Annotated in this window: 14 protein-coding genes; 2 read left to right on the top strand and 12 right to left on the bottom strand. The window is 41.6% G+C overall.

Going from position 1 to position 15,247, the window contains the following annotated elements; all coding sequences use genetic code 11:
• Positions 1–114: 114 nt before the first annotated feature.
• From LIR34_RS04270 to gap, 4 genes are all read right to left on the bottom strand, one after another.
• On the bottom strand, positions 115–1,410 hold the full coding sequence (locus LIR34_RS04270; RefSeq protein ID WP_173902075.1) for a homoserine dehydrogenase: 1,296 nt from the start codon (positions 1,408–1,410) through the stop codon (positions 115–117).
• A 173-nt stretch (positions 1,411–1,583) separates the two neighbouring features.
• On the bottom strand, positions 1,584–2,333 hold the full coding sequence (gene tpiA / locus LIR34_RS04265) for a triose-phosphate isomerase (protein ID WP_161284201.1): 750 nt from the start codon (positions 2,331–2,333) through the stop codon (positions 1,584–1,586).
• Positions 2,334–2,561: 228 nt separating this feature from the next.
• Complete coding sequence (locus LIR34_RS04260) at positions 2,562–3,758, bottom strand: phosphoglycerate kinase (protein WP_173902074.1); 1,197 nt, start codon at positions 3,756–3,758, stop codon at positions 2,562–2,564.
• A 123-nt stretch (positions 3,759–3,881) separates the two neighbouring features.
• Positions 3,882–4,901, bottom strand: coding sequence for a type I glyceraldehyde-3-phosphate dehydrogenase (gap, locus tag LIR34_RS04255; protein WP_161284197.1), 1,020 nt, complete (start codon positions 4,899–4,901; stop codon positions 3,882–3,884).
• A 210-nt stretch (positions 4,902–5,111) separates the two neighbouring features.
• Between gap and LIR34_RS04250 the strand changes: the two genes are divergently transcribed.
• A complete protein-coding gene (locus LIR34_RS04250; RefSeq protein WP_173902073.1) occupies positions 5,112–5,930 on the top strand; it encodes a histidinol-phosphatase HisJ family protein in 819 nt (272 codons plus the stop codon).
• 40 nt (positions 5,931–5,970) lie between these two features.
• On the top strand, positions 5,971–8,202 hold the full coding sequence (locus tag LIR34_RS04245; RefSeq protein WP_173902072.1) for an alpha-amylase family glycosyl hydrolase: 2,232 nt from the start codon (positions 5,971–5,973) through the stop codon (positions 8,200–8,202).
• 85 nt (positions 8,203–8,287) lie between these two features.
• Here LIR34_RS04245 and LIR34_RS04240 read toward each other — a convergent pair whose 3' ends face one another.
• The 8 genes from LIR34_RS04240 to LIR34_RS04205 form a co-directional block, all read right to left on the bottom strand.
• A complete protein-coding gene (locus tag LIR34_RS04240; protein WP_173902071.1) occupies positions 8,288–8,755 on the bottom strand; it encodes a YbjN domain-containing protein in 468 nt (155 codons plus the stop codon).
• Between the two features lie 137 nt (positions 8,756–8,892).
• The gene (locus LIR34_RS04235; protein WP_244092186.1) at positions 8,893–9,318 is read right to left on the bottom strand and encodes a DUF1810 domain-containing protein; all 426 of its coding nucleotides are present in this window, start codon (positions 9,316–9,318) and stop codon (positions 8,893–8,895) included.
• A gap of 57 nt (positions 9,319–9,375) precedes the next feature.
• Positions 9,376–10,131: a hypothetical protein gene (locus LIR34_RS04230; RefSeq protein WP_161284193.1), complete on the bottom strand. Its 756-nt coding sequence runs from the start codon at positions 10,129–10,131 to the stop codon at positions 9,376–9,378.
• Positions 10,132–10,166: 35 nt separating this feature from the next.
• The gene (locus LIR34_RS04225; protein WP_244092184.1) at positions 10,167–11,153 is read right to left on the bottom strand and encodes a M15 family metallopeptidase; all 987 of its coding nucleotides are present in this window, start codon (positions 11,151–11,153) and stop codon (positions 10,167–10,169) included.
• A 17-nt stretch (positions 11,154–11,170) separates the two neighbouring features.
• Complete coding sequence (locus LIR34_RS04220) at positions 11,171–12,343, bottom strand: NADase-type glycan-binding domain-containing protein (protein WP_173902070.1); 1,173 nt, start codon at positions 12,341–12,343, stop codon at positions 11,171–11,173.
• A gap of 36 nt (positions 12,344–12,379) precedes the next feature.
• Complete coding sequence (locus tag LIR34_RS04215; RefSeq protein ID WP_161284189.1) at positions 12,380–13,831, bottom strand: vWA domain-containing protein; 1,452 nt, start codon at positions 13,829–13,831, stop codon at positions 12,380–12,382.
• Between the two features lie 33 nt (positions 13,832–13,864).
• Entirely contained in the window at positions 13,865–14,008 is a 144-nt protein-coding gene (locus tag LIR34_RS04210; protein WP_161284187.1) for a hypothetical protein, read from the bottom strand.
• A 152-nt stretch (positions 14,009–14,160) separates the two neighbouring features.
• Positions 14,161–15,246 carry a serine hydrolase gene (locus LIR34_RS04205; protein WP_161284186.1) on the bottom strand — a complete coding sequence of 362 codons (1,086 nt, stop codon included), beginning with the start codon at positions 15,244–15,246 and terminating at the stop codon, positions 14,161–14,163.
• Between the last annotated feature and the right edge of the window lies 1 nt (position 15,247).

Genomic DNA, 15,247 nt, shown 5'->3' with positions numbered 1-15,247 from the left:
CTCCTTTATTGTATAAATTTCTCTGTATTCCTGCAGAATACATCTATGTGTTTCTTCCTATTATATAGTACCAAAAATCCAGATTTTTTCAAGGATTTTATCGGAAAATACTATCTATTCACCGTAAACACGAAGCATACTGCTGATCTTGCGTACAGACTCTCTTCCACTCAGTTCTTCCATTGCAGTACGGAAATCTCCCTCACGGACTTTCGCTGTAATTACAACAACCTCGGCACTGCCCGCTTCGCGTGCTGCTTTCTGGATGATCTGTGCCACACTGACTCCATATTTTGCAAATACTGCTGTCATCTCAGCCAGCACACCACAGCGATCCTCTACGATCAGACGCATGAAATAACGATTGTGAGTGTCTGCCATTTTCTTTACAGGGATTTCTTTGTAGCAGGTACATCCGATTCGTCCACAGCAGCCAGCACTGATATTTCTGGCAATATCAAACAGATCTCCTACAACAGCACTTGCAGTCGGCAGTTCTCCTGCTCCACGACCATAGAACATTGCGTTTTCGACTGCATCACCATTTACAAAAACAGCATTGTAAGAATCATTTACACTGGCAAGCGGATGATTACTCGGAATCAGCATCGGGCAGACATATGCCTCGATTCCATCTTCGGTATTCTTTGCCATTCCAAGAAGCTTGATATCACAGCCCATTTCTTTTGCATATTTAATATCTTTGGATGTGATCTTAGTGATTCCCTCCGTATATACATCGTCAAAAACAACTCTGGAGTTAAATGCCACAGAGGAAAGGATTGCTACCTTACGGCCAGCATCAAGACCCTCAATATCTGCAGTCGGATCTGCCTCTGCATAGCCAAGCTCTGTTGCCAGACCCAGTGCATCCTTAAATTCCATACCATCCTGGGTCATCTTAGTAAGAATAAAGTTTGTGGTTCCATTGACGATTCCCATGACTTCAGCCATATGATTGCCGGCCAGACATTCTTTGAGCGGACGGATGATCGGAATTCCACCTGCAACCGCTGCCTCAAAAAGGAAATCTACATGATGTGCTTCCGCTGCATCCAGAAGTTCCTTGCCATGGACAGCGATCAGATCCTTATTTGCAGAAACTACATGCTTTCCTGCATTCAAAGCGGATAAAATATAGGTTCTTGCCGGCTCAATGCCTCCGATCAGTTCAATCACAATATCAATCTCTGGATCATTTACAATATCATCCCAGTTGTTTGTCAGAATCTTTGGATCCTCAACCTTTGATGCTGCCTTTTCCAGATTACGCACCAGGACTTTACTGATCTCTATTTCACTTCCCAGCTTTGGAATCATTTCTTCTTTCTGGCTTTTCAGCACTTTATAAACGCCTGTTCCTACCGTACCCAGACCCAGAAGGGCTGCTCGAATCACTTTTTTTTCCATTGGAATGGACTCCTTTCTCCTCGTCCCTGTTTTCAGGGAATATTGTAACACTATTTTTTAATAGTATGGCAGAAAATGGAATTTGTCAAGCACGGACATTTGTACGCGTCAAAAAAGCCGGATATTTCTTCCCTTACGGTAAGAAATATCCGGCTTTGTAAGCTTATTGTTGATTATTTGTAGCAAACAATCTTTCCGAAGTCTGGTTTGAGGGATGCTCCACCAACAAGACCTCCGTCGATGTCAGCCATAGCAAACAGTTCTGCTGCATTTCCTGCATTTACAGATCCGCCGTACTGGATACGGATAGCTTCTGCTGTATCTGTATCATAGATCTCAGCTACGCACTCACGGATACCCTTGCAGATTTCCTGAGCCTGCTCGCTTGTAGCTGTTTTACCTGTTCCGATAGCCCAGATTGGCTCATAAGCGATAACCATAGTTTTAGCCTGGTCTGCTGTTACATTCTGAAGGCCAACTTTAACCTGCTGACGGATCCAGTCCATTGTGATTCCCTGCTCTCTCTGCTCAAGAGATTCTCCACAGCACATGATCGGTGTAATGCCATGCTCAAATGCTTTGAGGACTTTCTTGTTAACGTCTTCGTTTGTTTCTCCGAAGTAATCTCTTCTCTCAGAATGTCCAAGGATAACATATTTAACACCAGCGTCTACCAGCATAGCCGGAGCGATCTCGCCTGTGTATGCACCTTTTTCTTCGAAGTACATGTTCTCTGCTGCTACTTCAATGTTTGTTCCTTTGCATGCTTCAACAACCGGAACGATGTCGATAGCCGGAACACCGAATACTACGTCAACTTCTTCGTTAGCTACGAGTGGTTTCAGAGTTTCTACTAATTTAACTGCTTCGCTTGGAGTCATGTTCATTTTCCAGTTTCCAGCGATGATTTTCTTTCTTGCCATTTTTATTATCTCCTTTTTTATTTATAAGGAAGTTCGATGAAGTTGTACTCAAATTCACCGAACTTTGTAACTGCTCAGTACCCTCACAATTACGAGTCAAAATGTATATTTTCATTCACAAGAAACTGCGGATATGATTTCAGACACAAGGCAGATGCGGCAAAGTCGTACAAAAGCTGGTACGTCGAGCCGCATCTAACACAGTGTCTGGATTATATACGCTGTTTCTTACTTATCGTTAGCTGCTGCTACGCCCGGTAACTCCTTACCTTCCAGGAATTCCAGAGATGCTCCGCCACCTGTAGAGATGTGAGTCATCTTGTCACCATAACCAAGGATATTAACAGCTGCTGCGGAATCACCACCACCGATGATAGTTGTAGCCTCTGTTTCAGCAAGAGCTTTTGCAACTGCTTCTGTACCATGAGCAAAGTTCGGCATTTCGAAGCAACCCATCGGTCCGTTCCATACAACAGTCTTGGCATCTTTTACAGCATCGCAGAAAATCTGTTCTGTTTTTGGTCCGATGTCCATTCCTTCCCAGCCATCCGGGATGCATCCACGGTCTACAACCTGGATATTGCAGTCGTTAGAGAAATCATCTCCGATTCTGTTGTCAACAGGAAGAAGAAGTTTAACGCCTTTTTCTTCTGCTTTCTTAAGCATATCTAATGCATACTGAAGATAATCATCCTCGCAGAGGGAATTACCAATGTGTCCGCCAAGAGCTTTGGAGAATGTATAGGACATTCCACCACCGATAATCAGAGTATCAACCTTGTCAAGAAGGTTATTGATAACAGAAATCTTGCTGGAAACCTTAGCTCCGCCGAGGATAGCTACGAATGGTCTCTCCGGATTTTCTACTGCATTTCCAAGGAATGCGATTTCTTTTTCCATCAGATATCCAACTACAGCTGTATCTACATATTTGGTAACACCAACGTTGGAGCAGTGTGCTCTGTGAGCTGTACCAAATGCATCATTTACGAATACATCACAAAGGGAAGCAAGTTCTTTGCTGAACTCTTCGCCATTCTTTGTTTCTTCTGCACGGTAACGTGTATTCTCAAGAAGAATAACATCTCCGTCTTTCATATCAGCTACTGCTGCTCTTACAGTGTCATCAACAACAACCGGACTCGGAACGAATTTAACTTCCTGTCCAAGAAGCTCTGTGAGACGTTTTGCAACTGGTGCAAGAGATAATTCCGGTTTTGGTTCTCCCTTCGGTTTGCCAAGATGAGAGCAAAGAATGATCTTTCCGCCATCTGCGATCAGTTTCTTAATTGTAGGAAGAGCTGCTACCAGACGGTTCTCATCTGTGATCCTGCCGTCCTGAAGCGGTACGTTAAAGTCGCATCTTACCAGAACTCTCTGGCCTTTTACATTGATATCATCAACGGATTTTTTGTTTAATCCCATGCTAATGTTCCTCCGAATTCATAAAAAATGGGCCCGGTCCAAATCAGACCGGACCCTGACTGAGTCTATAACGTTATTGTTTGGTCACAATAACCTGCTCCATACTCTGACTTATTGGATCAATTATGCTCCAAGAAGTTTGCCAAAGTGTTTGATTGTACGAACCATCTGGCTTGTGTAGGAGTTTTCGTTGTCATACCATGAAACAACCTGTACTTCTGTTGTGCCGTTCTCAAGTGGCAGAACCATTGTCTGAGTAGCATCGAACAGAGAACCAAATCTCATACCAACGATATCGCTGGATACGATCTCATCTTCGTTGTATCCGAAGGATTCATTAGAAGCTGCTTTCATAGCTGCGTTGATCTGCTCTTTTGTAACGTTTCCTTCAACTACTGCTGTAAGGATTGTTGTAGAACCTGTTGGGGTTGGTACACGCTGAGCGGATCCGATAAGTTTACCGTTCAGTTCCGGAATAACCAGACCGATTGCTTTAGCAGCACCTGTGCTGTTCGGAACGATGTTAACTGCAGCTGCACGGGATCTTCTCAGATCACCTTTTCTCTGCGGTCCGTCAAGTGTCATCTGATCGCCTGTGTAAGCGTGGATTGTGCACATGATACCGGATTTGATCGGTGCAAGATCGTTAAGAGCCTTAGCCATTGGTGCAAGGCAGTTTGTTGTACAAGATGCTGCGGAGATGATTTTATCTTCGTTTGTAAGACCTTCATGGTTTACATTGTAAACGATTGTCTTAAGGTCGTTTCCAGCCGGAGCGGAAATAACAACGTGTTTAGCACCTGCATCGATATGAGCCTGAGCTTTGTCTTTGGAAGTATAGAAACCTGTGCACTCGAGAACTACGTCTACACCGATTTCTCCCCAAGGAAGTTCTGCAGCGTTAGCTTTTGCATAGATTTTGATTTCTTTTCCGTCAACTGTGATGGAATCTTCACCAGCTTCTACTTTGTCGCACAGTTCATATCTTCCCTGTGTTGAATCATATTTTAATAAGTGAGCCAGCATTTTCGGGGATGTAAGGTCGTTGATAGCAACGATTTCAAATCCTTCTGCTCCAAACATCTGACGGAAAGCCAGACGACCGATACGGCCAAATCCATTAATTGCAACTTTTACTGCCATGATAAATTCCTCCTATGAATTAAATGGTTGATTTATGGCGTTTGTTAAAGAAACGTCAACCTATTGCATATTGTATCGAATCTCGTACAAAAATTCAAGTGCATTTTGGAAAAAACATGATAAAAAATGTATTTAATTGGAAATCAAACCATGGCACGAACTCTTTTCTCATGCTATAATAGGTGCAGTCCATATAAAGGAGGCCAAAAAATGTCAAATCAAATCTTATGGGACTGTCATATGCACTCTTCTTTTTCTGCCGATTCTGACACATCCATGGAAGATATGATCCTGGAAGCGATCCGGCGGGGGCTTCATGGCATCTGTTTTACGGAGCATCTGGATCCGGATTACCCACCAACGCCGGATAACGAAACTTTTGAGCTGGATCTTGCCGGTTATCAGAATACGCTCTATGCACTGAGGGATAAATATCGTTCAGAACTGGAGATTCATTATGGGATCGAGCTGGGGCTCCAGCCTCATCTGGAAGCTTCTTTCAGAGAACTTCTGGAAACGGTTCCTTTTGATTTCGTGATCGGGTCTTCTCATGTAGTTCACGGGTACGATCCTTATTATAAGGAATTTTTTAAGAACCGCAGAGAATCCGAATGTTATATGGAATATTTCGAATCCATCCTGGAAAATCTGGCTGTATTTTCCGAAATGGATGTTTACGGTCACATCGACTATGTGGTAAGATATGGTCCGAATCAGAACCGAGAGTATTCTTACGGCCGATACCAGGATATCCTGGACGAGATCCTGCGAACGATCATTTCCAGGGGCTGCGGAATCGAGCTGAATACCGGTGGATTCCATTATGGACTTGGCGAACCTAATCCCTGCCGTGCGATCATTCGCCGCTACCGTCAGCTTGGCGGAGAGATCATCACGATCGGTGCTGACGCACACAGTCCGGACAAAATTTCCTACGCCTTCGACAAGGCTGCCGATATTCTTGTCGACTGTGGATTTACATATTATACTGTATTCAAAGACCGTAAGCCGGAATTTATCAAATTATGATTCCGACTTTCAGATAAGAAGTTTTTAAGGAGGAATAATCATGGCAAAAAAACGCCTTCAGAAAAAACGTGAGGCAACCAAAACTGCTGCACCAAAAACTACCACACCTGTAACAGAAGCTGTTACGACTGAGCCGGCTAAAGTTGAAACAAAAAAGGTGGAGCCAGCTAAGGTCGAAACCGCAAAGACGGAAGCACCAAAAGTTGAAACTAAGAAAGTGGAGCCTGTTAAGGTTGAGACTAAAAAGACGGAAGCACCAAAAGTTGAAACTAAAAAAGCGGAGCCAGTCAAGGTTGAGACTAAAAAGACTGACTCGCCAAAGATTGAGTCTCATAAAGAGGACACTGTCAAAGTTGAAACCACAAAGACTGACGCACCGAAAGTTTCTTCCCTGAAACCGGCTGCCGAAATCCCTGTAAGAGACGATGATGCCATCTACTGCGAGCGTCTTTCCAGACATCTCGATGAGCTGAAATGGCTCTACTGCGAGTTATATCAAGATAATCCATATGTTACCATGCATCTCAATGACCTTCTTACCGTACTCAAGAAATTCTATGATATGAGAAGCAATGACCTCAAAGAGTCCGATATCCGCCGTGCCAAAGACCCGAAATGGTACAAGCGCAATGATCTTACCGGAATGATGATGTATGTCAATGCTTTCGCAGGTACGCTCTCCAATCTGGAAAAGAAGCTGGATTATGTACAGGAATGCAATGTAAATTATCTCCATCTTATGCCTCTTCTTGAGTCCCCTAAAGGACGCAGCGATGGCGGATATGCAGTTGCTGACTTCCGTAAGGTACAGGAAGAGCTCGGAAACATGGATGATTTTGCACATCTGACTTCCGAATGCCACAAACGTGGAATCAGTGTCTGCCTGGACTTTGTTATGAACCACACTTCTGAGGATCATGAATGGGCAAAACGTGCACGCGCCGGTGAAAGAGAATATCAGGACCGCTACTTCTTCTTTGACAGCTATGATATTCCGTCTCTGTACGAGCAGACCTGCCCACAGGTATTCCCTACCACTGCACCTGGAAACTTCACCTGGCTGGATGATGTCCATAAACATGTTATGACTACATTCTACCCTTATCAGTGGGATCTGAATTATCGCAATCCGATCGTTCTCAATGAAATGATCTTTAACATGCTGTATCTTGCAAACCAGGGTGTGGACATTGTTCGTCTCGATGCCGTACCGTATATCTGGAAACAGCTTGGAACCAACTGCCGTAACCTGCCGCAGGTACACACTATCGTTCGTATGATGCGTATGATCTGCGAAATTGTCTGCCCGGGTGTCCTTCTTCTCGGAGAAGTCGTTATGGCTCCTGAAAAGGTTGTTCCATATTTCGGAACTGTAGATAAACCGGAATGCCATCTTCTCTACAACGTAACAACCATGGCGAGCACCTGGCACACCGTTGCAACCAGAGATGTTTCTCTGCTCCGCCGTCAGCTTGATATTGTTGCCGGACTTCCGAGAGATTACGTATTCCAGAACTATCTCCGCTGCCATGATGATATCGGCTGGGGTCTGGATTATGACTACCTTGAGAACTTCGGAATCCAGGAAGTTCCTCATAAGAAATATCTGAATGATTTCCTTACCGGAAAGTACCCGGATTCTTTCGCAAGAGGTGAACTGTACAATGACGATCCTCGTCTTGGCGATGCAAGACTCTGCGGTACCACCGCTTCCCTCTGCGGAATTGAACGTTTTGGATTTGAACAGAATGAAGAAGGCGTTGACCGTGCAATCCGCTATGACATCACCCTGCACGCTTTCATGCTTTCACAGTCCGGTATTCCGGTCATTTACAGCGGTGATGAGATTGCACAGCTCAACGATTACTCCTACAAGGATGATCCGGACAAATCCGCCGATTCCCGTTATCTCCACAGAGGAAACTTCCGATGGGATCTCGCCGAGAACCGTAATCGTCCGGAAACTGTTCAGGGCAAACTCTTCCCTGTACTTGACAAGCTGGAACATCTCCGTATGGAACACAGCGTATTCAACAGTGATGTACCGATCCGCACTATTGATACCTGGGATGATTCTATTCTTGCTCTCGTGCGTGAAAACGATGATGAGAAATTCATCGGTATCTATAACTTCAGTGAATTTGACAAGGTTGCATGGATCAATGAGGACGACGGCATGTACACCGACCTGATCTCCGGCCGCGAACTCGAAGCCAAAGGAGTGCAGATCCCTGCATTCGGATGCTTCTGGCTGTGCAGACGTAAGAAATAAAATACACCAGAATCTACTGTAGAATAGAAAAGGCAGGTCTGAGAATCGATACAAATTATGATTCTCAAACCTGCCTGTTTTAATCTTATGACCACATTACCTTCATAAATTTCGGGTAACATTCGTCTACAATCTTCATGATACGAATAAAAATCTCACATGCCTGTGCTCCAATACAGCAGTCATCTGATCTGACCGGCATATCGTACTCAACATTGATATCATGTTCATTATCTAATACGAATTTCAGATAACGGTATTTGTTATTGCATTCATTGATAACACGCAGCATTGCTTCTACTTTGTCTTCGGACACGTCATTAACAACACCAAACAGTCGAACTGCAACATCATTGTCATCATCCTGCGAAATAAACTGTACTCTGGCATTTGGACCATTCTTAATACCAAAACCTGCCACGATAAATGATGAACTATCACTCTCCTGAACACTGTACTTCAGTTCCTGTCTGTCCATTTCTTCTTTGATAAGTTTTGTAGCCTTATAAATCATTCCCATCACTCCTTCTGAATTGATACTTTTTTGTAACAATTGCTATTCTTTATCTGTAAATATAGTTTAACACAACGATTATGCAATTTTGTTCTTTTTTAGCTGATTATTTGCAATTTACGTAAAAAATTTCATAAGCAATAAATTTGCTTCCGCTTGTCTACTGCATTTTCGTATTATCCATTTTCTTTTGAAAGCATTTTTAATGTCCGCCCATCTTTATGTCCATTATAAAATTTTTCCAGTACCTTCTCAAAAACAGCATTTTCCGGATCTGCACAGGCAAATAAGGTCATGGAAGATTTCAGTTTCATGTCATCCGGTCTTCCCATGATCTGAGTTGCATTGTCATTGTCCAGATTTAATAATGCTTCTGAAATTTCCTGTAAATGCTTTCCCAGATATGGATCCTGCAAAAATGCCTTTGCCTCATCCAAATCCACTATGCCATAAAAATCTGAAGTATAGCTTCGTCCCAAACCTTTCAACTGCGGAAAAATATACCACATCCAATGACTTTCTTTTCTTCCATTTTTAATTTCTTTAAGAGCTTGTTCATAATCACGATACTGTGCTTCTGTAAATCTTTTTAAATTATTCATACTACTTCCTGTTCCTTTCATCAAACCTTTGACATAGGCTGCTATCTTTTGTCACAATCACAAGCTTACTATTGATTCTCTGATCAGTTTCATTCCTACATCAAAGATAATTAACCAGATAATCAATCCAAGTACAGAACCACCAATCATCCCTGGCATTCCCTTTAAAATGCCAATATACAAAGCCAGACTCATAGCATTGATTCCATAAGATTTTATCATACCGCCCACAAGCATTCCTGTCAGTCTCCACAAAAATGCTTTTAACATAGATACGCCAGATTTTATCAATGGAATAAGCGATACCGCAAACACCCCCACTACTGAAGCAACCGCAACGATTACAGAACTGATGTTGCCCAGATTATTTTTAATGTATTCTATAATCATCGTTGTAAGATACGCTGCCAACAACGCCAGTATCGGGGCTGAAATCACATTAACAGCCAGTTCTTTCATTTTGTAGACTGTGCCTTCCATGTATTCTTCCCGTTCTTTATAATTACTCGGTACTTTAAGAAAAAGACCTGTCAGGGCAGTTCCGGCGAACGGCTGAAGGAATGCCATAATCGCCAATTTCAATATATCTTCCAATATTGTTACATTTGAAAATACCGGAATATTATTCTGATATTTCAATATTTTACATACTATATCTGTAATCTGCTTTGCAAATGGCAATGTTCCCATAAGACCGCCAAATGCTGTATAAAACTCTTTATCCGACATCATTTCTCTAAAAGAAGATGCCAATAATACTATGACAATAACTGCAACAATTTTTCTGATTCCTTTGTTAATAATATTAGACATGTAAATCCAAGAACCTTTCTATACTGTCACCATTATCAGTATAACGGCTTTTCAAAATGCTGAAAATCTTTTATTCCGTTACTCCAGTCACCACCCCAGGAAAATCCGAGGTTTGTAAATACCTGGTAACAGATATCCTCATGTGTTATTACATGATCCAGCCCACTTGTTCTGTCCAGATATTGCTGTGCATTCTCATGATAACAGCTTCCATTTCCATTTCCATCATATGTCACATACGGATTCTGCTGCGAGTTGATATCAATCGCACAGCCATACGCATGATTTGAAAGTTTACTGCTCCCCGTTGCGGTTCTGTAACAAAACGCGGATGTATTATTCACTTCAATGGATGCATTGTCACTGGTGGCGCCATCTCCTGTCCAATAATTGTCAATAAGATACATACTCTGGATTTCATAATGTTCTTCATATAATGATTTAAATGCACTGAGAAAATCTTCGGCAAGCTGTGCGTTGACAATCACTTCTCCTACCTGCACATTTCCATTAAAATTATAATGCAGAACTTTCAAGTATCTGAGATCTGCCAATCCTATATCGTTATTTTCTCTGTATGATTTTCCGATAATTCTGTTGTAAACTGCATCTCCCTCTACAATTTCATACGCCTGAAAATAACTGTCCAGGCTTGACCAGCTTATCTTGGAAGCATCTACAATGCTCCCCACTTCCAGATCTGTAATTCCACTTTGTCCACTCTGTGTGATCTGTCCGTCAACTGATTCATTTTGTTCCTGATCCTCTACTGTGGTCTTTTCTATACTTTCTCTGTTTTTATCTTCTTCCTGTTTCTTCTCGAGTTCTGTGATTCTTTTCTCCAGATTATCATTGGCTTTATTCACTTCTTCGATCTGTGTTGCAATTGTCTCTATCTGCTGCTGTATGATTTCCAGAGAATTTTGGCTTTTCTGATATTCTCTTACTACCACAGTACTCATTACCGCCAGAGCAACAATGCAGATTCCCCACATAAAAATTTCCAGAATCTTTTTTTTCATTTTCACGCGCTTCCCTCTTATATTCCAAAAGCCCTGACATCTGTAATCGGAGTATCGTCCCAACTAGTTCCTGCATGAACCCCCTCGATCGTCAGGCTCAGATATTCTGTCTCATATGGGTAACTCAGTTCCACCCAAAATTCCTGATATTTATCTGGAAAATTAATTTCTGTACTGAAATCTTCCATTTGAATTCTAAGACAAGATGGTCTGTTATTTCCATAAAAATACCTGTCTGTTTTCCAGTTTCCCAGACGGAACATCAAATATTTAACCTTACAGCTTTCAGAAAAGTATCCTACAATAGATTCTCCGATTCCAGATCCTACCACACCTTCCTGCCAACTCGTCTGTATATCATCATCAAATGCATAAATAGGATCATTACTTACTTTCTCCTGTTGAATTACAGACGATGCAAGTGCAGAATTAAAAAATTTCTCATTAAATCCTTCCAGATTCACTTCACTGGCGTCTATAAGCCTGGCTGTTATTTCAGGCATCGGAGTTGGTGTAGCTGTTGGCTCAGGTGTCGGAGTTGGCGTATCCGTTGGTTCAGGTGTTGGAGTAACTACTTCTTCTTTTTCTGGCGGCATAGTTACTTCTGTGTTTGCATTATTATCTTCCTGAACTTTTTCACCGCTTTCTTCCTTCTCTGTATTTGAGACAAGTGCCTTTGCCTGCTGTTTTTCAGTCTTGTTCCCCCCATTTAATGCCATTAGGACTGAGCATACCACTACCGCCACTCCTACACATATTGCGGCAGGAACAAAAATACTGTTTCTTTTTGACGGTTCAGCAGATTCGTCATCATGTTTACTGTTATTAAACTTTTTGTTTGCATTCCCTGACTCATGTATGTTTACCTTTTTGTAAGGATCCTCATATGTCTGCCAGTTGTTATAAGAAGGCCAGGAAAACGAAGAATCTTCTTCCTCCTGAGGAATATCTGCCGATTGCTCTTCTGCGCTACCTTGTTCCTGCGGATTTTCTTCAGTACCCTCTTTTATATTTTCTTCATTTGAATTCACACTGTCATCATTATAAAATCCATCCTGATTATACGGATCTGTTTCCGGAAATTCCGGCCAGACTGCATCTGTATTTTCTTCTTTGAGTTTATTTCCGCATTGAGGACAATATGCAAATTTATCATTTACCTCGCAGCCACATATACTGCACTTTTTCATTTGAAACTCCTCTGCTGACTATATTTATTTCACGACTCAGAAAGACCTTATACCGATATCACCAATTCCGCCCTGACTCATGGTCATTACAGTTTTCTCAATTGTGGTTATCATCAGCCCAAACAGTACTGACATCAAGAGACGGGCAAAAAATTCACTTAGAATCAGATTTAGACCAATTTCCATAACCATGGCTCCTGCCACAATTCCGATAATTGAGGAAATGCAGATCATTTTTACATTGGTTGTATCATCTGTAGCTGCAAGTTTAATTCCCAGAAATCCTGCACCCAGAATAATCAGAAATACAATTCTCATAAGTGCATACAGCCAGTTATGATCCGTCCTTGCCCTTGATGACAGAAGATTTCTGCTACTGTCAGTCACCCACACTGCAGATGCCATTGCTTTCTCCAGTTCATCTACATTATCTGTTGTTACACTGATTCCACCGGTTTTTCCGGAAATATTATTCAGTAACTTTTCATCTACATATCCCAGACCTACCGTGCTGATACTGATTTTTTTCTTATTGAATTTCTTCAACGTTTTATTTAATTCAAAATTTAAAAAGCTGGTATCTGTAGCATATCCGTCCGTGAGAAGGATTACCTGGCATCCCTCATCATATGGCAGAGTTCCAGATTCCATATCTTCCATAATTTTGCTCAAAACACCTACGATCGGAGTTCCTCCTGAAGGTGACGTTGCAAAATCATCTATTCCATTGGAAATCGGATTCAGTTCACGTATACATTGAATCACATCTCCAAATGAATACACTGCAAACTGTGCATTGTCTTCACGATTAGCCAGAAGCTTCTTAATTGCCGCCACTCTTTCCTGATTTGGGTCATTATCCTGCATAGACCCAGAATTATCAATCGCAAAAATATATTTATCTGTCTGAACCATTGTAGAACCAAAGTTCAGTTCATAAATAAATTCAAAAAAAATCCCCAATACCAGAAGCATAAGAATGCAGATCCCTGAAACCAGAATTTTCTTTGAGGTGATATCCAAACCAATCACTCTGGATACAATAAAAAATGCAGATGACAAAATCAGTCCGAACACAGCAAAGTAAACTCCCATAAAAAACACAGAGTTCACATCTGTAATAAGTGTTCTGTAAATAACCTCTCCCAGAAGAAAAAAAATCACTGATGCTATGATAGAAACAATCAAAAAGATTTTTGAAAAATGCGTTTCTGTTTTTTGCTGGAGCGACGGCCTTCCACCAGTCATATTATAATTAACCGTACCAAATCCATCATTCCCGCCAAAACTTCCAGTTCCGCCAAATGGTGAACCACCAAAGTTATCCGCCCCGTTTCCATAATTATTCCCAAATGGATTTCCATTTGTATTTCCATAATCATTTCCAAAATTTCCCCAGTTCGCATTCTCTGGCTGATTCTGGAAGGAAGAAGCTGTTCCAAATCCGTTTTGTGTATCTGCCTTTTTGTTTTTTCCTAAAAGTGCCATAATATCCCCTCGTTTTGCCGTCCGTTATTCTTTCTATTCTGGTTTTACCTGTTTTTCTAAGTCCTCAACTTCTGCTTTCAAATTGTTGTATCTCTCCTCTGCAGCAGTCAGTTCTGGATTATTTTCAATGCTGTTTGATACTTTCTGCAGATTATTATTTACTTTTTTGTCTGCCACGGCCAGCCCTGCTGTACCAGCCAGGAGCAGAACACAAAGAACCAGACCCAGGATAATTCTGATTCTGCTTTTTTTCTTTTTTGTCATAACAAAGTTACCTTTCCTTTTAATTTTCAGATGTCGTTCCTTTCAGCCACAGGCTATTTCCTGCCTTATGGATTCTCAGAATCTGTTGTCTCTGTGTCATCAGAATTTGCTTCTTCTGTGTTCTCAGGATCTGTTGCCTCCCCGGATTCATCTGTGTAAAAATAATTATAGACTTCTGAAGACAGCCTCTGAATAACAACCGGCGCAGCTTCCTTATTTACATCCTGAGACATAATACATATAATATAGTCTGGTCCATGTTCATTGAATACAATTGCCACTTCATTTTCTACCCCGTCAAGATCTCCGGTCTTATTTGCAAATCCTCCTTCTTGTTCAAGTCCTTCATGGATTTTGCCTGATGTTGCCTGATTTCTGAGGTCTGCCATCATTTTGTCAGGTATATTTTCCGATGCAGAATCCCCTGCTTTTCCGTCACTTTCACTATTGTTATAAACGTTTTCCAGAAACTTTCCACAATCTGTCACAGATGTAGTGCTGCCGTCTCCAAACTGATCCTCCAGTATAGTTTCTTCATAACCATTCTCTTTTATATATTGGTTTACATACTCTATACCACCAATCTGACTCAGTATCTGATTTGCGTCTTCATTATCAGCTTTTCCAATCATTGTATGTATCGACTCCACAAATTTCTCATCTGCCTGGATAGAATCATTCTGGTTCTGAGTGTAGGCATAGGCAGCTCCCATAACATAAAGCTTCAAAAGCCCTGCCCCCTTCATCTGTGCATCGTTATACTTCTCAGGTTGTCCATTCTCCAGGTTCTTCACATATACAGACCATGTTCCTGCCTGTCCTTCTAATACTGAAGTTATTTTGTCCCGCAGTCCCGGTAATCCCTCCTGATCTTTCTGCTGAGCTTTCTGCTGCTCTTCCTCAGCTGCTTTTTTCTGTTGTTCTTGTAATTTTGAATTTAACTTTTCTTTTTCCTTTTCCAGTCCAGCTATCTCCTTATTTTTATTTTCAATCTGCTTCTGAATTTCACTTTCTGAATCTTTTTTTGCCGTCAGATCCGTCGACTGTCTTACAAAAACCTGAAGCAGAATTCCGATTCCTGTAAATGCCAGAACCAGAAAAAATATCAGGAGAATTTTTCCTATGGGCTTTCCTTTTGTTTCCGTATTCACT

The organism is Blautia sp. MSK17_66, from assembly GCF_020538025.1.
GTDB lineage: Bacteria > Bacillota > Clostridia > Lachnospirales > Lachnospiraceae > Blautia_A.
The sequence above is the reverse complement of the archived record's forward strand: the minus strand, read 5'-3'. Positions and strand labels throughout refer to the sequence as shown.

Coding starts and splice junctions, on each gene's coding strand:
- LIR34_RS04225 (WP_244092184.1), bottom strand. CDS start 11,153: ATGAAAAAAAAGATTCTGGAAATTTTTATGTGGGGAATCTGCATTGTT.
- gap (WP_161284197.1), bottom strand. CDS start 4,901: ATGGCAGTAAAAGTTGCAATTAATGGATTTGGCCGTATCGGTCGTCTG.
- LIR34_RS04230 (WP_161284193.1), bottom strand. CDS start 10,131: ATGTCTAATATTATTAACAAAGGAATCAGAAAAATTGTTGCAGTTATT.
- LIR34_RS04215 (WP_161284189.1), bottom strand. CDS start 13,831: ATGGCACTTTTAGGAAAAAACAAAAAGGCAGATACACAAAACGGATTT.
- LIR34_RS04235 (WP_244092186.1), bottom strand. CDS start 9,318: ATGAATAATTTAAAAAGATTTACAGAAGCACAGTATCGTGATTATGAA.
- LIR34_RS04245 (WP_173902072.1), top strand. CDS start 5,971: ATGGCAAAAAAACGCCTTCAGAAAAAACGTGAGGCAACCAAAACTGCT.
- LIR34_RS04250 (WP_173902073.1), top strand. CDS start 5,112: ATGTCAAATCAAATCTTATGGGACTGTCATATGCACTCTTCTTTTTCT.
- tpiA (WP_161284201.1), bottom strand. CDS start 2,333: ATGGCAAGAAAGAAAATCATCGCTGGAAACTGGAAAATGAACATGACT.
- LIR34_RS04270 (WP_173902075.1), bottom strand. CDS start 1,410: ATGGAAAAAAAAGTGATTCGAGCAGCCCTTCTGGGTCTGGGTACGGTA.
- LIR34_RS04220 (WP_173902070.1), bottom strand. CDS start 12,343: ATGAAAAAGTGCAGTATATGTGGCTGCGAGGTAAATGATAAATTTGCA.
- LIR34_RS04260 (WP_173902074.1), bottom strand. CDS start 3,758: ATGGGATTAAACAAAAAATCCGTTGATGATATCAATGTAAAAGGCCAG.